Source organism: Mesorhizobium sp. M1217, from assembly GCF_040318275.1.
Taxonomy (GTDB): domain Bacteria; phylum Pseudomonadota; class Alphaproteobacteria; order Rhizobiales; family Rhizobiaceae; genus Mesorhizobium.
In genome coordinates, this window is the sequence record NZ_JAMYMA010000019.1 from 45,308 (window position 1) to 64,621 (window position 19,314).

Sequence of the window (19,314 nt, forward strand, 5' to 3'; positions counted from 1 at the left end):
CGATGTTGTTCGTGAATGGGAGACAGCGCGTCGGTTACGATGCGGGATTCCGGTAATGGGCCGGGATACGAAGCTGCGTTCACACGGGAAAAAGTCAGGTTCGCCTGGAAAAAACAGAAAAGGGTCTGTGGGTCATGAAACACATTGCAATCGGCGTTTTGGGCGCCGCCGCGTTTGGATTCGCGGCTTCGGCCGCATCCGCGAGCACGCTCGACGACGTCAAGGCGAAAGGCTTCATCCAGTGCGGCACCAACACAGGTCTTGCTGGCTTCGCGGCGCCGGACGACAAGGGTGAATGGAAAGGCATCGATGTGGATTTCTGCCGCGCCGTGGCGGCCGCCGTCTTCGGCGATGGCACCAAAGTCAAATTCACGCCGCTCAGCGCCAAGGAGCGGTTCACCGCGCTGCAGTCGGGCGAGGTCGACATCCTGTCGCGCAACACCACCTGGACCATCAACCGCGATACGGCACTTGGCCTGAACTTCGTCGGCGTCACCTATTATGACGGTCAGGGCTTCATGATCAACGCCAAGAAACTGCCGGGCGTCAATTCGGCGCTGCAGCTTTCGGGCGCGGCGGTCTGCGTGCAGAGCGGCACCACGACCGAGCTCAATCTCGCCGACTACTTCAAGGCGAACAAGATGGAATACAACCCCGTCGTCTTCGAAAAGCTGGATGAGGTCAACGCCGCCTATGACGCCGGCCGCTGCGACGTCTACACCACCGACCAGTCGGGTCTCTACGGCATCCGCCTGACGCTCAGCGCGCCGGCCGACCATGTCGTGCTGCCCGAGATCATCTCCAAGGAACCGCTCGGCCCGGCCGTGCGCCAGGGTGACGACCAGTGGTACCACATCGTCAAGTGGACCTACTTTGCGCTGTTGCAGGCCGAGGAACTGGGCATCACCCAGGCCAATGTCGACGAGATGAAGAACTCGGACAATCCTGAGATCAAGCGCGTGCTCGGCCAGGAAGCCGACACCAAGATCGGCACCGATCTCGGCGTCTCCAACGACTGGGTCGTCAACATCGTCAAGGCAGTTGGCAACTACGGCGAAATGTTCGAACGCAATGTCGGTTCGGGCAGCCCGCTGAAGATCGCGCGCGGCATCAACGCGTTGTGGACCAAGGGCGGCCTGCAATACGCTCCGCCGATCCGCTGATCGAAATGTGATCCGGAAGGCAGCTTCCTGCCTTCCGGTTTCTCTTTCCAGGGGATGGTCGCCAGAAGGGTGGTGGTTTAATGGCATCGCAGGAAATTCTTCGCGAGGAGCCAAGCCGCGGTTCCTTCATCAATGATCCTCGCGTCCGCGGCATATTCTTTCAAGCACTGGTCCTTGTCCTGCTGGTAGCGGGTGTCTGGTGGGTTACCCACAACGTCATCGCCAATTTGACGCGGCTGCACATCGCTTCCGGCTTCGGCTTTCTCAAGGGCCGCGCCGGCTTCGACATCAGCGAAAGCGCCATCGCTTATTCATCGGATTCGACCTATTTCCGTGCCATCCTGGTTGGCTTTATCAACACCGTGATCGTTGCTGTCGTCGGCATCATCACCGCTACCATCATCGGTTTCATCGTCGGCATCGGCCGGCTGTCGCATAACTGGCTGATCAGGAAGATCTGCACCGTTTATGTCGAGGTGTTCCGCAACATCCCACCGCTGCTGGTCATCTTCTTCTGGTATTCCGGCGTGCTCGCCGTGCTGCCGCCGCCGCGCGACAGCATCAATTTGCCGTTCGGCTCCTTTCTCAACCAGCGCGGCTTCTATTTTCCCCGCGCTATGTGGGGCGAGGGATCCTGGCTCATCCTGGTCGCACTGCTCCTCGGCATCGCCATGGCCTGGTTCGTCGCCCGCAAGGCGCGACAGCGGCAGATGGCGACGGGGCAGCCATTCCCGGTGTTCTGGACATCCATAGCGTTGATCGTCGGCCTGCCGCTGCTGGCCTACGCGCTGAGCGGCTTTCCGCTGAGCTTTGAATTTCCAAAGCAGTCAACCTTCAATCTCGTCGGTGGCTTTCAGGTCAGGCCCGAGTTCCTGTCACTCTATCTGGCGTTGTCCTGCTATACGGCCGCCTTTATCGCCGAGATCGTGCGCGCCGGCATCAGGGGCGTCAGCGCAGGCCAGACCGAGGCGGCCGCTGCACTCGGGCTGCGCTCGGCATCGATCCTCAGGCTTGTCGTCGTGCCGCAGGCGATGCGCATCGTTATTCCGCCGCTGACCAGCCAGTATCTCAACCTGACCAAGAATTCCTCGCTCGCTATCGCCATCGGCTATCCGGACCTGACGGCGACGGCCGGCACGGTCTTGAACCAGACCGGGCAGGCAGTCGAAGGCGTGGTGATCATGATGGCGGTGTACCTGGCGCTCAGCCTGATCACGTCGGCGGTTATGAACGTCGTGAACGCCAGGATGGCGCTGGTGGAGAGATAAGGCCATGCAAGAGCACGATATGTCCTGGGTGCGGACGGAGATGGCGCTGGCGCAGCCGGCGCCGTCGAGCGAGCGCGGCCTCGGCGCCTGGGTCCGCAAGAATCTGATCGCGTCGACCGGCGACGCCATCCTGACCATCATCGGCATCGTGCTGGTTGCCATGATCCTGCCGCAGATCGTCAATTGGGCTTTCATCAACGCCCAGTGGACGGGACCGGACCGCACGGTCTGCGCCACCGTGGCGCAGGGCGGCATCCAGCCGGACGGCTGGACCGGCGCCTGCTGGGCCTTCGTCAACGCCAAGTTCGGCCAGTTCATGTTCGGCCGCTATCCCCTGGAAGAGCGTTGGCGCCCGATCCTGGTGGCCATCCTGTTCGTGGCGCTGCTGGTGCCGCTGCTCATTCCGCGCGTACCGCGCAAGGGGCTGAATGCCATTCTTCTCTTTTTTGCACTGCCGGTCGTCGCCTTCGTTCTGCTGCTCGGCGGCATGTTCGGCCTGCCCTATGTCGAAACCCCACTCTGGGGTGGACTGCTGGTGACACTCAGCCTGTCCTTCGTCGGCATAGCTGTGTCGCTGCCGGTCGGCATCGTTCTGGCGCTCGGCCGGCGCTCGAACATGCCGATCGTCAAGCTGCTGTGCGTGATCTTCATCGAGACGGTACGAGGCATCCCGCTGATTACGGTGCTGTTCTTTGCCAGCGTGATGCTGCCGCTGTTCCTGCCGGCCGGCGTCAGCTTCGACAAGTTCCTGCGCGCGCTGATCGGCGTGTCGCTATTTGCCGCCGCCTACATGGCCGAAGTGGTGCGCGGCGGCCTGCAGGCGATCCCCAAAGGCCAGTATGAGGGCGCCGATTCGCTCGGCCTCAGCTACTGGCAGAAGATGGGTCTGGTCGTCATGCCGCAGGCGCTGAAGCTGGTCATTCCCGGCATCGTCAACACCTTCATCGGCATGTTCAAGGACACCAGCCTGGTCATCGTCATCTCGATGTTCGACCTCCTCGGCATCGTCAAGCAGAACTTCTCCGACGCCAGCTGGGCAACGCCGCAGACGGCCAGGTCCGGCCTGGTGTTCGCGGCCTTCATCTTCTGGCTGTTCTGCTTCGGCATGTCGCGCTATTCAATGTACACGGAACGCCGTCTCGACACCGGCCACAAACGCTAAAAAAGGGGACCTTGTCATGGCCATAGAAAACGCCGTCAGCGCGGAAGAGATCAAGGTCAATGCCGCCAAGATGCACATTTCCACCACCGATGTCGCCATCGACATCATTGCCATGCACAAATGGTACGGCGAATTCCATGTGCTGAAGGACATCAATCTGAAGGTGATGCGCGGCGAGCGCATCGTCATCTGCGGCCCGTCGGGCTCCGGCAAATCGACGATGATCCGCTGCATCAACCGGCTGGAGGAACACCAGAAGGGCAAGATCATCGTCGACGGCAAGGAACTGACCAACGATCTGAAGAAGATCGACGAGGTCCGCCGCGAGGTCGGCATGGTGTTCCAGCACTTCAACCTGTTTCCGCATCTGACCATTCTCGAGAACTGCACGCTGGCGCCGATCTGGGTGCGCAAGATGCCGCGGAAGCAGGCCGAGGAAATCGCCATGCATTTCCTCACGCGCGTCAAGATTCCGGAACAGGCCAACAAATATCCCGGCCAGCTTTCCGGCGGCCAGCAACAGCGCGTGGCGATCGCCCGCTCGCTGTGCATGAACCCGCGCATCATGCTGTTCGACGAGCCGACCTCGGCGCTCGACCCGGAAATGATCAAGGAAGTGCTGGAGACGATGGTCGGGCTGGCCGAGGAAGGCATGACCATGCTCTGCGTCACCCATGAAATGGGCTTTGCGCGCAAAGTCGCCAACCGGGTGATCTTCATGGACCAAGGCCAGATCGTCGAGCAGAACACGCCGGCCGAATTCTTCGACCACCCGCGCCACGAACGCACGAAACTGTTCCTGTCGCAGATCCTGCACTGATCCTGTACGCCGGTTCGGACAAGAGCGGCGGACCGGGCTCGCTGCCTTGCTCAGGGCCTTACGCGTATTCGACGAGCGCTGACCGTGCGCGGCGCGAGAAGATAGCAAGCGTGCTTCAGGCCGCTCGAGTGGTCACCTTGCAACCTGGTAACTAAGGCCGGCACGGATCATAAGCGCGCCGGCTGCGTTCATTGCCACTAGGAGTTGTATAACAAGCCGAGTGGGCGCGTGCGGCGGCAGGTCAAGGGCTCATCCTGATGCTCATCCAACCGATCGATTATTTTCTCGTCGTCTGGTTCGCGCTGGCGCTGGCTTCGACGCTTTATGTCGGCTTCGACCAATACCGCAACAATCCCGAGCCGGTGGTGATGAAATGGGGCTTCATCCTGGTTACCCTCTATATGGGGCCGCTCGGCTTGCTGCTCTACGTGCTAGCCGACAAGGAGCCCCGGCCGGGCGAGCATGAACTCTTTACCCGGCCGCTCTGGAAGCAGGGCGTCGGCTCCACCATCCACTGCGTCGCCGGCGATGCCACCGGCATCATTCTTGCCGCCGCCGTCACGGCGGCGCTCGGCCTGCCGATGTGGATCGACCTGATCGTCGAATATCTCGCCGGCTTTGCCTTCGGCCTGTTCATCTTCCAGTCGCTGTTCATGAAATCGATGATGGGCGGCACCTATTGGGAGAATGTGCGCAAGAGCTTCCTGCCCGAATTCATCTCCATGAACTTCATGATGGCCGGCATGGCGCCGGTCATGAGTTTTCTGATGATGGGCCGCGACATGCGCGCGATGGAACCGACGGAGCTTTTGTTCTGGGGCGTGATGTCGATCGGCGTCATCGCCGGCTTTGCGCTTGCCTACCCCGCCAATGTCTGGCTGGTCGCCCGCGGCTTGAAACATGGGCTGATGACACAGCGCCAACAGGCGGCCGGCACGAACGGTCGGGAGCAGGCCGGCCACGGGCAGCACGCGCAGATGCAAATGCAGCAGGCCGACGCCAGTGGCCACGGCCATCACGGGCGAGGCCACGATATGGCTCCCCACAAAGGCAAAGGCGGCGCCGGTCATCACATGGAGACGGACGCCACGACCCCGCAGGTCGCCGCCCTCAGCATGGTCTCCCTGCTGGCCCTCGCCATCGGCATGATCGCGCCGGCGAACTGGCTGAACCTAACCTTGTCGGCGCGCGATGTCGGCGGGGTGATCATGCCGCAAGGCATGATCATGGATCGCGACACGCCCGCCGACGCAATGCGCGACATGGCCGCCACCGATCCGCGCCTCGTGGCCGCCTCTTATGGTCTGACGATAAGGGGTGACCAGGACCTGCCGTTTCGAATGGAGAACGGCATCAAGGTGTTCGAGCTCAGGCCTTCGGTGGTCCGCTGGCAGATCCTGCCGGACGTTGCGGTCGACGCCTATGCCTATAATGGCCAGATTCCCGGTCCGCGAATTCACATTCGCCAGGGCGATCGGGTCAGGATCAACGTCGTCAACGGCCTGCCTGAGGAAACGACGGTGCATTGGCATGGCCTGATCCTGCCGAACCAGATGGATGGGCCGGCCGAGATCACGCAGGCGCCGATCGAGCCCGGGCAATCCTATTCATACGAATTCACCGCAACCCAGCACGGAACCTATTTCTATCACCCCCATGCCAAGCCGGACCGGACCCAGGCGCTCGGCCTCTACGGTGCGCTGATCATCGATCCCGCCAATCCCGCCGATGAGGTCGCGGCCGACCATGATTACGTCATCGAGCTTCAGGAATGGCTGGTGCGGGAAGGGCTGACCTACCCGTCGATGCCGATGGACGGCGGCATGCCGAATTTCTTCACCATCAACGGCAAGGCCTATCCCTCGACCGAGACGATTCCGATGAAGGTCGGCGAGACGCTCAAGGTGCGGTTCATCGGCACCAACAACGGCTTCATCCATCCGATGCACATCCATGGCGGACCGTTCGAGGTCGTTGCCCGCGACGGCGAGACGATCCCTGCCTCGGGTCGTTTCCTTGCCGATACAGTCAACGTCGGGCCAGGTCAGCGCTATGACGTGATCTGGAAGGCACAGCGTCCGGGCAAATGGCTGATCCATTGCCACATCCCGCATCACACCACGAACAACAATGTCGAGGAGAAGGGCGGCGGCGGGCTGATGGTCGTGATCGATGTGACATGACCGGCGTCGGCTTGGCTCGTTCCAACTGCTGCACCGGCCCGGACGCCATGCAGTGGCTGAAACCATGTTTTCTCTTAAGCTGATGTGATCTGCCAGACAGCGACGCCGGCAAGGGCGAGACCGGCAGCGCCCTCGATGGCCCGGGAAATGGTTTCGAACAGCCGTGGCTGGCGCGCGAAAAACTGTACAAGCCGTTCCCGAAACACGATCGACAATACCGCGACGCAGGACAGCGTCAGCGCCACGCCGACCATCATGGTGATGGCAAACAGGACGCCCGCTGCCGGAACACCCCTGGAGATCGCGAAAGTCATCGCGAAAAGCGTCAGCGGGCAGGGGATCAGGCCTGCCATCACGCCGACAGCCTCGCCTTCGTGCCTGTGGTGATGGCTGTGGCTCAAAGCGCGCCAGAGCATCCAGACGCCAATGAGGCCGAGCAGCCCACGACTGATATGCTCCAGGAGCGGAGCGCGGCCAACGCTGCCCAATGCTATGGAGACCAGTGGCAGCGAGAGAGCCGCAATCAGAACGGCAATCGTCACATGCGTGAACGATAGCGTGATAGACACGAGCAGGCCGCGCGAGACCTTCGCATCCGAACCGGCAAGATAGGTCGCCAGGACCGCCTTGCTATGACCCGGCGTCAGCGCATGGGCAGCCCCGAACACGACGCCCATCGGCAGGAAGGCCATGAATGCCAGCCAATTGCCTCCGGCCGCAAGCAGCTTGATCTGCTCGCCGAGCGTCAGATAGATCGTGCGCTGAAATTCGACGAGCGTCTGGAACATCGGACGAGACTAGCAGAAAATCGGCGAGCGTCAGTGCATGTGGCCGTGGTCATGCGTGTGCTCGTGAGGGTGCGGATGGTCGTTCTCTCCACGTTCCGTTGAAAACCGGACATTCGCCTCAGCCAGGGCTGGCATATGCTGGGACAGTTCGTCTTTCAGCGCTGCCGCGATCTTGTTCGCCGCCGACAGCGGTAAGGTTTCGTCCGCGGCAATTGCGATGTCGGCGTGCAATCTATGACCGACCCAGCGCGCCTTAGCATCGACAATATGCGCGCCCGCAACATGCTCGGCGGCATGTCGGATTTCATCCATCACACCGGGTTCGATTCCGTCCAGCATGCGGGTCAGCACCGAACGGGCCGATTGCCACACGATACCGAAGATCGCAATCGTGATCAGCAGGCCGACGATCGGGTCGGCCAAGGAAAAGCCGAGCCAGACGCCGATGGCTCCGATGACCACGGCAAGGCTGGTAAGTCCGTCGGTGCGGGCGTGGTAGCCGTCGGCAATGAGTGCCGCGCTGTTGATTTCGCGGCCGACGCGGATACGGAACACGGCAACCGCCTCGTTGCCGAGGAAGCCGACAATGCCCGCCGCCGTCAGCCAGCCGAGGTGTGTCACTACTTGTGGATTGATCAGCCTGTCGATGGCTTGGTAGGCGGCGACAACAGCGCTGAACAGGATGATGAGCACGATGATGATGCCGGCCAGATCCTCGACCCGGCCCAAGCCATAGGTAAAGGTCCGCGACGGCTTGCGCCGCGCCAGCACGAACGCAATCCATAGCGGGATCGCCGTTGTCGCATCGCCGATGTTATGGATCGTGTCGGCCAGCAATGCCACGCTCCCCGACAGCACAACCACGACCATCTGCAACGCCGCGGTGATGGCCAGGATTACGAACGACCATTTGATTGCCCAGATGCCCCGGTCGGTGGTAGCAATTGTCGCATCGATGACGCCGTGGGTGTGACCGTGCGAACCGTGATCGCCGTGATGATGTGCGGCGTGCGAGCCGAACCCGAGCCAGTCCAGAATGCGGGCTACGATGGCATTCATAGATACTTCGCCAGCTGCTTGAGTTCCGCCAGCGAGTTGCCGCCGGTTTCCACGCTGTCCGTGAGGCAATGCTCGATGTGATCGTTGATCAGCTCGCGCTTGGCGCTGCTGATGGCCCTTTCGACGGCATGAAGCTGCTGCGCCAGATCAACGCAAGGGCGATGCGCCTCGATCATGGCCAGCACCGCCGCAAGGTGGCCTTGCGCGCGCTTCAGGCGCTTTATGATGGAAGGATGTGAGGCGTGGAGGTGATCTGACATGCCTCCAGCATATCCTCCCCGGGGAGGATACGGGTCAAGCTCTAAGTCAGCTGTGCAATTTCCGGAGAGGCTTCACCTTGAACATTGCTTGGTCTATGCCTTCCCCATGAAGAAGCTTGCCCGTTTTCTTGGCCTGCTGGTCGTTACAGCAGTCCTTGCGGTGGCGCTGGGCACGCTGCTGCCGCGCCCGCTCTGGCCGGCGGCCGCTGCCGATCCGATCGGCGCAAGCCACCGCATCTTGGTGCTGAAAAACCCGATCCACGCCGACATCGCCATCCCGGTCGACGACGATGTGCGCCGGCGCTTCCACTTCCTGGTCGATGCCGGCATTCCGGCCGACATGGCGGAGGTCCGCTACATCGTCTTCGGCTGGGGAGGCCGCGCCTTCTATCTCGAGACGCCGACCTGGTCGGAACTGAAGGCAGTGCCGGTGATGAAGGCGCTGACCGTCGATGCTTCGGTGATGCATGTCGACATTTCAGGCGAAATCGCCGAGCCGCATCCCGACGTCGCCGGCTTCGACGTAAGTGAGGAACGCTTTGCGGCGCTGCTCGATTTCATTGCAGCGAGCTTTCAGCAGGGACCGAACGGGGCCATGCCGATCGAGAATGCGGCCTATTCCCGTTTCGATAGTTTCTTCGAAGCCAATGGCCATTTCAACGCGCTGGTCGGCTGCAACACCTGGGCGGCGGCGGCACTGCGCACCGCCGGCCTGCGCACCGGCTGGTGGAACCCGCTGCCAGCCTCGCTCGGCCTGTCGATGCGGCTTTACAATTGAAGAGGGTTCCGGCTGATCAACGCCGCGATCCTTCGAGCCCTCCTTTCGCCAATCTCTAACGTTGCAGGACCTAGCAAGGCGCCGAAACTGCCAATCTCCCTCCTTGTGGGGGAGATGTCCGGCAGGACAGAGGGGGGCGCTGTCCCGCCGGCCTATCGAGCTTTTTATCGCCGATCCCCAGACTCGCGCGCCCGCTAGCCATAAAGCCAATCAAGATCGGCGGCGAGCTTTTCGGGTGAGCGCATCGCCAGGAACAGGTTGCGGGCCATCGCCACCGGCCCGGCCGCGTGCCAGGCGAGGCGGTTGACCGCGCCGCGGCGGGCGACCTGGGCGACGCGCGGCCGCCGCGCCTGTTCCCAAGCGGCAAGCGCGCCGCTGAGATCGGCAGGCGAGGTGGCAACGAAGCCGGCAAGCGTCGCCGCGTCCTCGATCGCCATCGCCGCGCCCTGTGCGGCAAAGGGCGTCATCGCATGCGCCGCATCGCCGATCAGTGCGACGCCTTCCGGTGTCGTCCACCGCCGCTGCTCGACGGTGTGGATCGGCCATGCCGTCCACGGCGCCGCCTCGCTCGCCAGACGGACCAGCGCCGGCGCGGTACCGCGCATGGCACTGACGAGGCTGGCGGGGTCGGCATGCCCCGACCAGCCCTCGGCGATTCGCTCACCCCTGGTGAAGGCGGCGAGATTAAAGGCAGTGCCACGGCTGACCGGATAGGCGACCATATGGAAGCCGGGATAGAGGAATGCAGTAACGCAATCGGGCGCACCGATCATGCCGAAGGCCTGTCCGGCGAGGCTGTCCGCGGCCACCGTGGCTCGCCAGGCAAGCTCGCCCGAGAATCGGCTTCTGACAAAGTCGGCCTCCGTGCGGGCCAGCTTTTCTCGCACCGACGACCAGACGCCGTCGGCTCCCACCAGCAACGATGCCTCGGTTTCGATGGTCGTGCCGGCAATCTCGACTGTTGCGGTGATGCCATTCGGTCCGGATGCTACGCTGCCGACGCGGGCGCCGGTGACAAGCTCGAACTCGGGTCGCTCGGCTGTCCGCGCCATCAGCGCTGACTGCAGATCGCCGCGGTGGGCAACGAGATAGGGCGCTCCCCAGCGCGTTTCGGCGGCCTGGCCAAGCGGTACGCGCGCCAACTCGCGCAGCGTGGCGGCATCCTTGAGCACGACCGCCTCCGGCCGCACCGCCGTCGGCAGCAGCCGATCGAGTACGCCGAGTTGTCGAAGAATACGTGTCGCGTTGGGCGACAGCTGGATGCCGGCTCCGGCAGCCTCGAGGTGCTGCGCCTGTTCGAACAGTTTTATCCGATGGCCGCGCTCGGCGAAGGCCAGTGCCGCGGTCAGCCCGGCGACGCCCGCCCCGGCCATGACCACATGCCGGGACTGCGTTTCTCGCATCAGGCTTGTCGCGGAAGAATCAGGCGGCCTGGTCGATATAAAGGCAGCCCAGCGGCACCGTTTCCAATGCCTTCAGCTTCGGCGAATAGCGATAGAGCGTCGAGCAGTAGGGGCAGACCTTTTCATTGTCGTCGCCCATGTCGAGAAATACATGCGGATGGTCGAAAGGCGGATTGGCGCCGGTGCACATGAATTCCTTGACGCCGATGTCGATTGCCGGATAGCCCGCATCGTTCTGGAAATGGGGAATGGAACCGCCTGCCATCGTCGTCTCCTGATCTTGTCGATTGGATCTGGATCATAACCCGTCTCTTTGCAAGATCGATGAAATGAAACTGTCGCAAAAGCCTGTCAGAGGATAAGTTAAGCCGGTTAAGGCTGGCGCCGACGGCTGGTGTAGGAAGAGCAGGAACCATGAACGAACTGAAGCCGGTGCAAAGCGAATTCATCACCATCGAGGCCGCGAGCCGCGAAGGCGGCAATCCTGACCGCTTCGTCAACCGCGAGTTTTCCTGGCTGCAATTCAACCGGCGCGTGCTCGAGGAATCGCTGAACGCCAATCATCCGCTGCTCGAGCGCGTTCGCTTCCTGTCGATATCGGCGGCCAATCTCGACGAGTTCTTCATGGTCCGCGTCGCCGGTCTTGCCGGCCAGGTGCGCGAGGGTATCGTGCTGAAGAGCCCGGACGGGCGCACCCCCGAGCAGCAGCTCGAACAATTGCTGCGCGAGGTCGAGCGCCTGCAGGAGGACCAGCAGAACAGCCTTTCGGCGCTGATGCTGCAGCTCAACAAGGAAGGCATCGAGAGCATCACCCGCGATGCGCTGACCAAGGACGAGAAGACCTGGCTCGAGGACCATTTCCAGGAGCAGGTGTTTCCGGTCCTGACGCCGCTGTCGATCGACCCAGCGCATCCGTTTCCGTTCATTCCCAATCTCGGTTTCTCGATGGCGCTGCAATTGCGCCACCGCAAGAACGGCGAGGAAATGAGCGCGCTTTTGCGCCTGCCGGTAGCGCTGAGGCGCTTCATCCGCTTGCCGGATCGCAAGCATCACGTCCGCTTCGTTCCGCTCGAAGAGGCGGTCAGTCTCTACATCGGCAAGCTGTTCCCCGGCTATGAGGTCAAGGGCTCCGGCACGTTCCGCATCATCCGCGACAGCGATATCGAGGTCGAGGAAGAATCCGAAGATCTGGTGCGGCTGTTCGAGACGGCGCTGAAGCGTCGCCGCCGCGGCTCGGTCATCCGGATCGAGTTCGACAGGCTGATGCCGTCCGAATTGCGCGACTTCGTCGCCGGCGAGCTTGGCGTCTCGGCCAGCCGCATCAGCGTGCTTACCGGGCCGCTGGCGCTTAGCCAGATCTCGGAGATCGTCGCCGTCGCTCGCGACGATCTGAAGTTCACGCCCTACAATCCGCGCTTCCCGGAGCGCATCCGCGAGCATGGTGGCGATTGCTTTGCCGCCATCCGCGAGAAGGACATCATCGTCCACCACCCCTACGAATCCTTCGACGTGGTGGTGCAGTTCCTGCGCCAGGCGATGGCCGATCAGGAAGTGGTGGCGATCAAGCAGACGCTCTACCGCACCTCCAACGACAGCCCGATCGTGCGGGCTTTGGTCGACGCCGCCGAGGCCGGCAAGTCGGTGACGGCGCTGGTCGAGCTCAAGGCGCGCTTCGACGAGGAGGCCAACATCCGCTGGGCGCGCGACCTCGAGCGCGCCGGAGTCCAGGTCGTCTTCGGCTTTCTCGAGCTGAAGACCCACGCGAAAATGTCGCTGGTGGTGCGGCGCGAGGATGGCAGGCTACGCAATTACGTGCATCTCGGCACCGGCAATTACCACCCGGTCACCGCGCGCATCTACACCGACCTGTCCTTCTTCACCACCGATCCGACGATCGCGCGCGATGTCGCGCAATTGTTCAATTTCATCACCGGCTATGCCGAGCCGGCCGAGCAGATGCGGCTGGCCATATCGCCGTTCACGCTGCGCAACCGCATCCTCAAGCATATTTCGGACGAGATCGGCCACGCGCTGGATGGCAGGCCGGCTCGCATCTGGATGAAGATGAATGCGCTGGTCGATCCGATCATCATCGATGCGCTCTACGATGCCAGCCGCGCCGGCGTCGAGATCGATCTCGTCGTGCGCGGCATCTGCTGCCTGAGACCGCAGGTGCCGGGCCTGTCGGAGAACATAAGGGTGAAGTCGATCGTCGGCCGCTTCCTCGAGCACAGCCGCATCTATTGCTTCGGCAACGGCCACGGCCTGCCCTCGGACGGGGCGATCGTCTACATCTCCTCGGCCGATTTGATGCCGCGCAATCTCGACCGCCGGGTCGAGACCATGGTGCCGATCACCAATCCAACTGTGCATGAACAGGTGCTCGGCCAGATCATGCTCGGCAACATCATGGACAACCAGCAAAGTTTCGACGTATTGGCTGACGGAACCTCCCGGCGCGTTGTGCTGGAGGAGGGCGAGGAACCGTTCAACGCGCAGGAATATTTCATGACCAATCCGAGCCTGTCCGGACGGGGCGATGCGTTGAAGTCGCATGCGCCCAAGCGCATCGCGCAGTTCAAGCGCCGCAAGAAACAGAACGCAGCGACGGGCTGATGATTTCAGCGTCCCAGGGCCGGCTTCAGGACCGCCGACCGCTGTCCATCATCGATATCGGGTCGAACTCGATCCGTCTTGTCATCTATGAAGGGCTGGCGCGCTCGCCGACCTTGCTGTTCAACGAAAAGATGCTCGCCGGCCTCGGCCGCGGCATCGTTTCGACCGGAAAGCTCGATCCCGAGGCGGTGACGCGCTCGATGGAAGAGTTCCGCCGTTTCCGCGCGCTCTCCGACCAGGCCGGCGCCGAGCGCATGTATGTGTTGGCGACCGCCGCCGCCCGTGAGGCGGTCAACGGCCCCGACTTCATCCACCGCGCCGAGGATGTACTCAAGACCGAGATCCAGGTGCTGAGCGGCCGCGAGGAAGCCCATTATTCGGCGCTCGGCGTCATCTCCGGTTTCCACCCGGCCAACGGCATCGCCGGCGATCTTGGCGGCGGCAGCCTCGAACTGATCGATATCGACGGCGAGGCGATCGGTGACGGCATCACCCTGCCGTTGGGCGGCTTGCGCCTGCAGGACATGGCGAAGAACTCGCTGACCCAGGCGGCAAAGATCACGCGCGAGCAACTGGCGCGGGCGAAATTGCTGAAGGGCGGACAGGGCAGGGCCTTCTACACGGTCGGCGGCACCTGGCGAAATCTCGCCCGGCTACACATGGAAATGACCAACTACCCGCTAGGCGTCATGCACCATTACGAGATCGGCATCGAAAGCGCCGCGAACTTCCTCCGGCAGGTTGCTAAGGCCGAGATCGACAAGATCAAAGGCATCGAGGGCATCTCCAAGAACCGCCGCTCGCTGCTGCCCTATGGCGCCATCGTGCTGCAGGAGATCATGGCGGCGATGCAGCCGTCGAAGATCATCGTGTCGGCGCTGGGCGTGCGCGAGGGCTTTCTCTATTCGCTGCTCGACAAGGCCGAGCAGAAAGCCGATCCGCTGATCTCGGCGGCGGAAGAGCTTGCCCGCCTGCGCTCGCGCTCGGTCGACCACGCGCATGAGCTTGTCGAGTGGACCGGCAAGGCGTTCGCCGCCTTCGGCATCGACGAGACCAGGGATGAGGCGCGCTACCGCCACGCCGCCTGCCTGCTCGCCGATATCGGCTGGCGTGCCCATCCCGAATATCGCGGCAAGCAATCGCTCAACATCATCGCCCACGCCTCCTTCATCGGCGTCGATCATCCCGGCCGCGCCTTCCTGGCGCTTGTCAGCCTGTTTCGCCACGAGGGCGTGTTCAATGAAGCCGCTCCGGAAATCCGCGGACTGGCGACACCGCGCTATCTCGAACGGGCCCGCGTGCTGGCGGCGCTGCTGCGCGTCGTCTATCTCCTGACGGCGGCAATGCCCGGCGTCATGTCGCGACTGAAATGGGAAAACCGCGGCAATGGCGTGCTGGCGCTGGTGCTGCCGGCAGCGCTGGCCGATCTTTACGGCGAGCGGCCCGCCGGCCGGCTGGCACAACTGGCAAGGGTCACCAACCGTCGGCTGGTGCTGGCGGTCGAGGGCGGGCCTAGCGTTTCAGTGAAGTAGTTTCAGGCACGACGCCAATTGCATGTGGCAATTCGCTGCGAGCTCCACGCTTGGGAGAAGATCGTGAAATCCAGTCAAATCCTGCTGCTGCTTTCCATCCTGCCATTGTTGATTTTCGACGCGGCCAGAGCTCAGACGGTTTCCAAGGTTTCCGTTGCTGCAAAAGGCGCGTTTGAGTTTGACAAGAGTTATCCAAAAGCCGCAGACGGAAAAACACTGTTCAATTTGCTCACAGGTTTTCTAAAACCTAAAAGCGGGCAAAAGATAAACTATTTTGTATTTAGAATAAGCGACGAAATGATCAAATTTCAAAGATCGATTTCGATGAACACGTTTTATGCGGACGTTAATCTCTGTCCTGGCGCTGTCGATCGAACCGTGTCCGTTCATCAGCCCCTCGGCAACTTTCTTGAGCCTGTCGCGGGCCGAATCGACCTGTTGCCATACGTTAAGAGGGCAAGCCTGATCCAACTGCGCAACTACCTGTATGTCGCGATTGACAGCAATCTTCGGAGCTACTCCCCCAAGGGGGCAGATCAATATGGATATGAATGGTTGCCGATCGCGGTACAAAGCAGACAGGTTTGCCTGACCATCAGCGTCGGCCGAATGGGGCATGGGGGCTTCCTCTCTCAGCCCATAAACATAACCAGGCTTGCGGAGTTCGTCTTTCTCGACAGCAAATGAGCCGAGCCGGGCGGCAGCTTAGCCAGTCCCTGCAGCCATCCGGCCGTCGGCCGACCATGCACCCGCGCCAGCCATCGCCAGCGCCAGAAAACCGCCTGATATCGCGATGTCCTTCATCAGCATCTGCGAATGCATGAAGGTCAGCGTCGGATCGCCGCCGCCCTGGCCATAGTGGCCGATGAACGCTGTCGCGACGCAAAAGGCGGCGAGCAGCAGCGCCACGATCGGCGTCTTGAAGCCGACGAGGATGAGCAGCCCGGCGATCAGTTCGAACAGCCCGGTGCCCCAGGCAGCCAGCGTCGGCAGCGGCAGGCCAAGGCCGGCGAAATAGCCGGTCGTGCCGGCAATGTCGGTCAGCGCGTGGAAGCCGGACGGCACGAACAGTGCGGCGAACAGCAGTCGGGAAAGCAAAAGCAGCGCATTGCGGGGCATGGTAACCTCCGTTGTCGGCCGGGTGGCCAAGAGCCCGATCCTAGCAGAATTCCGGTCAGCGGACCGACAGGCACAAACGACAACGAAAAAGGGGCGCGGAAAATTCCGCGCCCCTTTTGTTCAGGAAATGCTGGACTGCTTCAGCCGCGCTTGGCGTCGATCGAATACGCGCCTGGGCCCGAGGAGGCGAGCACGAGGAAGCCGCCGGCAATGCCGAGGTTCTTCATGAAATTGATCATCTGCATCTGATCGGCCCAGCCGGTGTGGGCGACCAGCGCGGTGGCGACGGTGAAAATCGCCATTACCCAGCCGACGATCCGGGTCTGGAAGCCGACGAGGATGGCCAGGCCGCCAAGCAGTTCGATAAGGCCGACGACAATGGCGGTCACCATCGGCAGCGGCAGGCCAAGGCTGCCGAAATAGCCGGCGGTGCCGGCAATCGCCGTCAGCTTGCCGAAACCCGAAAGCAGGAAGATGACCGAAAGCAGGATGCGGCCGAGCAGGATCGTGCCCGAGGCGCCGGCGGCGGTGCCGGAACCGGCAAACGAAGTATTGGCGGACGTGTTGGTGGACATGCGTAACTCTCCAGAAGGGTTTGGCCAAACGGCTTGGGATACCCGTCTAGTTAGCGCAGGCCGACTGTTCACCAAAGATGCCAGATTGGTTACGGATTGTTCACCAAGGTAACGTTTTCGCGATCAACATGGGTGTTGAGATCCAGGATATCAACGCCCTAGCCTGGATGCGTCATGTCCTCCGGCCGCACCAGCCGCTCATAATCGGCTTCGCTGACCAGCCCGGTGGCCAGCGCTTCCTGGCGCAGCGTGGTGCCGTTCTTGTGCGCCGCCTTGGCGATCTTGGCGGCGTTGTCATAGCCGATCGTCGGCGCCAGCGCCGTCACCAGCATCAGCGAACGGTCGAGCGCTGCCTTGATGTTGTCTTCGCGGGCCTCGATGCCGACGACGCAATTGTCGGTGAACGACACCGAAGCGTCGGCCAGCAGCTGCACCGACTGCAGGAAACAATAGGCCATCAGCGGATTGTAGACGTTGAGTTCGAAATGGCCCTGGCTGCCGGCGAAGCTGATCGCCGCATTGTTGCCGAAGACCTGCACGCAAACCTGCGTCATCGCTTCGCACTGGGTCGGGTTGACCTTGCCCGGCATGATCGACGAGCCCGGTTCGTTTTCCGGCAGCGACAATTCACCGAGGCCCGAACGCGGGCCGGAACCGAGCAGACGGATGTCGTTGGCGATCTTGAACAGCGCCGCCGCGCAGGCATTGATGGCGCCGTGCGAGAAGATCATGGAATCATGGGCGGCAAGCGCCTCGAACTTGTTCGGCGCGGTGACGAAATCGATGCCGGTGATTGCGGCGATGCGCGCCGCCACCTTTTCGGCAAAGCCGACCGGTGCATTGAGGCCGGTGCCGACCGCGGTGCCGCCCTGTGCCAATTCCTGCAGGCCGGGCAGCGTCATCTCGATGCGCTTGATCGAGGAGGCGACCTGCGCCGCATAGCCTGAGAATTCCTGGCCGAGCGTCAGCGGCGTCGCGTCCTGTGTATGGGTGCGGCCGATCTTGACAATATGGGCGAAAGCCTTGGTCTTGGCGTCGAGTGCCGCATGCAAATGTCTTAGCGCCGGCAGCAGGTCGTGAATGATGCGCTCGGCGCAGGCGATGTGCATTGCCGTCGGATAGGTGTCGTTCGACGACTGGCTCATATTGACGTGGTCGTTGGGATGCACCGGCTTCTTTGATCCCATGACACCGCCCAGAAGCTCGATTGCCCGGTTGGAGATCACCTCATTGGCGTTCATGTTGGACTGCGTGCCCGAACCGGTCTGCCAGACGACCAGCGGGAAATGCTCGTTGAGCTTGCCGTCGATGACCTCCTGGGAGGCCTCGATAATGGCCTTGCCGATTGCCGGATCGAGCCGCTTCAGCTCCATATTGGCCTCCGCTGCCGCCCGCTTGACGATGCCCAGCGCCCGCACGATCGAGGCAGGTTGTTTCTCCCAGCCGATCTTGAAATTGGCCAGCGAACGCTGCGCCTGCGCGCCCCAATAGCGGTCGGCGGCGACCTCGATGGGACCGAACGTGTCGGTTTCGGTTCTGGTCTCTGGCGCGCTCACGTGTCTCTCCGGTTTGCAATTTGCAATCGGCGTATCGCGTTGCACAAATGCCTTCAAGCGGAGATTGCGGGTGACGGGAATGCAAATCGGTTGAAGGTGCTGGCAATCTCCCCACTTGAGGGGGAGATGTCGCCGAAGGCGACAGAGGGGGGCGGTAGGTCTTGACGCAACTCCCATAGCGGACGGAACAGGCTGGTGTTCCACGCGAGACGACCCCCTCTGGCCTGCCGGCCATCTCCCCCTCGAGGGGGGAGATCGCAACCTTACCCCGCCGTGTATCCTCCATCCACGGCGAAGATTCCGCCGCTGGTCCATGCCGCTTCGTCGCTGGCGAGATAGACCGCGATGCCGGCAAGGTCGCTGGTCCGGCCGATGCGGCCGAGCGGATAGCTGCGCTCGACATAGGCCTTGAGCTCGGCTTGCGCGGCCTCAGGCAGGTTTTCGATCGACCTGCGCCGCATCGCTGTGTCGACCGTGCCGGGCGCGATCGCGTTGACCCTTATGCCGCGCGGCCCGAGCTCGAAGGCGAGCGACTTGGTCAGCGAATTGAGCGCGCCCTTCGACAGCGAATAGAGGCTGGACGGCCGCTTCGGGATCATCTTGTGCGCGAAATAGGACGAGATGTTGATCACCGAAGCCGCACCCGGCGCGAGATGCGGCAACAGCCGTTGGGTGAGAAAGAATACCGCCGTGACGTTGAGCGCGAATGACTGCTGGAACTGGTCCTCGCTGACGGTCTCGAACGGCACAAGGAACGCTACGCCGGCATTGTTGACGAGGATATCGACAGGTGGGCCGCGCCTGGCATGCTCGACCACGGCATCGATGCCGGCGCTGGCCGACAGGTCGGCCGACAGCGTGTCGACATTATCCCCGAGCTGCTTGCGGGCGGCGTCGAGTTTTTTGCCGTCGCGGCCGACGATCAGCACGTCCGCGCCTTCGCGCAAGAAAGCCTCGGCGATTGCCAGCCCGATCCCGTCCGAGCCGCCGGTGACCAGTGCCCGTTTGCCGCCTAGTCTCATCCAACACTCC

General features: G+C 62.4%; 18 protein-coding genes. 9 read left to right on the top strand and 9 right to left on the bottom strand.

Going from position 1 to position 19,314, the window contains the following annotated elements:
• Positions 1-134 precede the first annotated feature (134 nt).
• From NKH37_RS26735 to NKH37_RS26755, 5 genes are all read left to right on the top strand, one after another.
• Entirely contained in the window at positions 135-1,163 is a 1,029-nt protein-coding gene (locus NKH37_RS26735; RefSeq protein ID WP_023719749.1) for an amino acid ABC transporter substrate-binding protein, read from the top strand.
• An 80-nt stretch (positions 1,164-1,243) separates the two neighbouring features.
• Positions 1,244-2,431 carry an amino acid ABC transporter permease gene (locus NKH37_RS26740; protein ID WP_352856483.1) on the top strand — a complete coding sequence of 396 codons (1,188 nt, stop codon included), beginning with the start codon at positions 1,244-1,246 and terminating at the stop codon, positions 2,429-2,431.
• Positions 2,432-2,435: 4 nt separating this feature from the next.
• Positions 2,436-3,593: an amino acid ABC transporter permease gene (locus NKH37_RS26745; RefSeq protein ID WP_352856481.1), complete on the top strand. Its 1,158-nt coding sequence runs from the start codon at positions 2,436-2,438 to the stop codon at positions 3,591-3,593.
• A gap of 70 nt (positions 3,594-3,663) precedes the next feature.
• The gene (locus tag NKH37_RS26750) at positions 3,664-4,413 is read left to right on the top strand and encodes an amino acid ABC transporter ATP-binding protein (RefSeq protein ID WP_031194215.1); all 750 of its coding nucleotides are present in this window, start codon (positions 3,664-3,666) and stop codon (positions 4,411-4,413) included.
• Positions 4,414-4,670: 257 nt separating this feature from the next.
• A complete protein-coding gene (locus NKH37_RS26755; RefSeq protein ID WP_353005245.1) occupies positions 4,671-6,596 on the top strand; it encodes a multicopper oxidase domain-containing protein in 1,926 nt (641 codons plus the stop codon).
• A 74-nt stretch (positions 6,597-6,670) separates the two neighbouring features.
• Here the strand turns inward: NKH37_RS26755 and NKH37_RS26760 are convergent, their stop codons facing one another.
• From NKH37_RS26760 to NKH37_RS26770, 3 genes are read right to left on the bottom strand one after another with little or no spacing between them, the layout of a single operon-like run.
• Positions 6,671-7,384, bottom strand: coding sequence for a HoxN/HupN/NixA family nickel/cobalt transporter (locus NKH37_RS26760; protein ID WP_023719744.1), 714 nt, complete (start codon positions 7,382-7,384; stop codon positions 6,671-6,673).
• Between the two features lie 30 nt (positions 7,385-7,414).
• A complete protein-coding gene (locus NKH37_RS26765) occupies positions 7,415-8,443 on the bottom strand; it encodes a cation diffusion facilitator family transporter (protein WP_502895887.1) in 1,029 nt (342 codons plus the stop codon).
• Positions 8,440-8,703, bottom strand: coding sequence for a metal-sensing transcriptional repressor (locus tag NKH37_RS26770; protein ID WP_023719742.1), 264 nt, complete (start codon positions 8,701-8,703; stop codon positions 8,440-8,442). The genes NKH37_RS26765 and NKH37_RS26770 overlap by 4 nt, the downstream gene beginning before the upstream one ends.
• A gap of 106 nt (positions 8,704-8,809) precedes the next feature.
• Here NKH37_RS26770 and NKH37_RS26775 point away from each other — a divergent pair, with 106 nt between their 5' ends.
• Positions 8,810-9,481, top strand: coding sequence for a TIGR02117 family protein (locus NKH37_RS26775; RefSeq protein ID WP_353005247.1), 672 nt, complete (start codon positions 8,810-8,812; stop codon positions 9,479-9,481).
• A 194-nt stretch (positions 9,482-9,675) separates the two neighbouring features.
• Here NKH37_RS26775 and NKH37_RS26780 read toward each other — a convergent pair whose 3' ends face one another.
• A complete protein-coding gene (locus tag NKH37_RS26780) occupies positions 9,676-10,884 on the bottom strand; it encodes an FAD-dependent monooxygenase (RefSeq protein ID WP_353041822.1) in 1,209 nt (402 codons plus the stop codon).
• A gap of 19 nt (positions 10,885-10,903) precedes the next feature.
• Positions 10,904-11,149, bottom strand: coding sequence for a zinc-finger domain-containing protein (locus NKH37_RS26785; protein ID WP_353005248.1), 246 nt, complete (start codon positions 11,147-11,149; stop codon positions 10,904-10,906).
• A 149-nt stretch (positions 11,150-11,298) separates the two neighbouring features.
• Here NKH37_RS26785 and NKH37_RS26790 point away from each other — a divergent pair, with 149 nt between their 5' ends.
• The 3 genes from NKH37_RS26790 (at position 11,299) to NKH37_RS26800 (ending at position 15,719) form a co-directional block, all read left to right on the top strand.
• On the top strand, positions 11,299-13,500 hold the full coding sequence (locus tag NKH37_RS26790; protein WP_352481763.1) for an RNA degradosome polyphosphate kinase: 2,202 nt from the start codon (positions 11,299-11,301) through the stop codon (positions 13,498-13,500).
• Positions 13,500-15,032: an exopolyphosphatase gene (gene ppx / locus NKH37_RS26795; protein WP_352588589.1), complete on the top strand. Its 1,533-nt coding sequence runs from the start codon at positions 13,500-13,502 to the stop codon at positions 15,030-15,032. The genes NKH37_RS26790 and ppx overlap by 1 nt, the downstream gene beginning before the upstream one ends.
• A 63-nt stretch (positions 15,033-15,095) precedes the next feature.
• Positions 15,096-15,719 (top strand): hypothetical protein, encoded by a 624-nt coding sequence (locus NKH37_RS26800; RefSeq protein ID WP_352588586.1) that lies wholly within the window; start codon positions 15,096-15,098, stop codon positions 15,717-15,719.
• 18 nt (positions 15,720-15,737) lie between these two features.
• Here the strand turns inward: NKH37_RS26800 and NKH37_RS26805 are convergent, their stop codons facing one another.
• The 4 genes from NKH37_RS26805 to NKH37_RS26820 all read right to left on the bottom strand — a co-directional run bounded on the left by NKH37_RS26805 (position 15,738) and on the right by NKH37_RS26820 (position 19,304).
• The gene (locus tag NKH37_RS26805) at positions 15,738-16,151 is read right to left on the bottom strand and encodes a DoxX family protein (RefSeq protein ID WP_352588583.1); all 414 of its coding nucleotides are present in this window, start codon (positions 16,149-16,151) and stop codon (positions 15,738-15,740) included.
• A gap of 140 nt (positions 16,152-16,291) precedes the next feature.
• Positions 16,292-16,726, bottom strand: coding sequence for a DoxX family protein (locus NKH37_RS26810; RefSeq protein ID WP_352501902.1), 435 nt, complete (start codon positions 16,724-16,726; stop codon positions 16,292-16,294).
• 158 nt (positions 16,727-16,884) lie between these two features.
• Positions 16,885-18,282: a class II fumarate hydratase gene (gene fumC, locus NKH37_RS26815; protein ID WP_353041823.1), complete on the bottom strand. Its 1,398-nt coding sequence runs from the start codon at positions 18,280-18,282 to the stop codon at positions 16,885-16,887.
• A gap of 263 nt (positions 18,283-18,545) precedes the next feature.
• Positions 18,546-19,304 (bottom strand): SDR family NAD(P)-dependent oxidoreductase, encoded by a 759-nt coding sequence (locus tag NKH37_RS26820; RefSeq protein WP_352472648.1) that lies wholly within the window; start codon positions 19,302-19,304, stop codon positions 18,546-18,548.
• Between the last annotated feature and the right edge of the window lie 10 nt (positions 19,305-19,314).

What these genes read in the sequence shown, in the direction of transcription:
- NKH37_RS26735 (WP_023719749.1), top strand. Translation starts at nt 135, where the DNA reads ATGAAACACATTGCAATCGGCGTTTTGGGCGCCGCCGCGTTTGGATTC.
- NKH37_RS26740 (WP_352856483.1), top strand. Translation starts at nt 1,244, where the DNA reads ATGGCATCGCAGGAAATTCTTCGCGAGGAGCCAAGCCGCGGTTCCTTC.
- NKH37_RS26745 (WP_352856481.1), top strand. Translation starts at nt 2,436, where the DNA reads ATGCAAGAGCACGATATGTCCTGGGTGCGGACGGAGATGGCGCTGGCG.
- NKH37_RS26750 (WP_031194215.1), top strand. Translation starts at nt 3,664, where the DNA reads ATGCACATTTCCACCACCGATGTCGCCATCGACATCATTGCCATGCAC.
- NKH37_RS26755 (WP_353005245.1), top strand. Translation starts at nt 4,671, where the DNA reads ATGCTCATCCAACCGATCGATTATTTTCTCGTCGTCTGGTTCGCGCTG.
- NKH37_RS26760 (WP_023719744.1), bottom strand. Translation starts at nt 7,384, where the DNA reads ATGTTCCAGACGCTCGTCGAATTTCAGCGCACGATCTATCTGACGCTC.
- NKH37_RS26765 (WP_502895887.1), bottom strand. Translation starts at nt 8,443, where the DNA reads ATGAATGCCATCGTAGCCCGCATTCTGGACTGGCTCGGGTTCGGCTCG.
- NKH37_RS26770 (WP_023719742.1), bottom strand. Translation starts at nt 8,703, where the DNA reads ATGTCAGATCACCTCCACGCCTCACATCCTTCCATCATAAAGCGCCTG.
- NKH37_RS26775 (WP_353005247.1), top strand. Translation starts at nt 8,810, where the DNA reads ATGAAGAAGCTTGCCCGTTTTCTTGGCCTGCTGGTCGTTACAGCAGTC.
- NKH37_RS26780 (WP_353041822.1), bottom strand. Translation starts at nt 10,884, where the DNA reads ATGCGAGAAACGCAGTCCCGGCATGTGGTCATGGCCGGGGCGGGCGTC.
- NKH37_RS26785 (WP_353005248.1), bottom strand. Translation starts at nt 11,149, where the DNA reads ATGGCAGGCGGTTCCATTCCCCATTTCCAGAACGATGCGGGCTATCCG.
- NKH37_RS26790 (WP_352481763.1), top strand. Translation starts at nt 11,299, where the DNA reads ATGAACGAACTGAAGCCGGTGCAAAGCGAATTCATCACCATCGAGGCC.
- ppx (WP_352588589.1), top strand. Translation starts at nt 13,500, where the DNA reads ATGATTTCAGCGTCCCAGGGCCGGCTTCAGGACCGCCGACCGCTGTCC.
- NKH37_RS26805 (WP_352588583.1), bottom strand. Translation starts at nt 16,151, where the DNA reads ATGCCCCGCAATGCGCTGCTTTTGCTTTCCCGACTGCTGTTCGCCGCA.
- NKH37_RS26810 (WP_352501902.1), bottom strand. Translation starts at nt 16,726, where the DNA reads ATGTCCACCAACACGTCCGCCAATACTTCGTTTGCCGGTTCCGGCACC.
- NKH37_RS26820 (WP_352472648.1), bottom strand. Translation starts at nt 19,304, where the DNA reads ATGAGACTAGGCGGCAAACGGGCACTGGTCACCGGCGGCTCGGACGGG.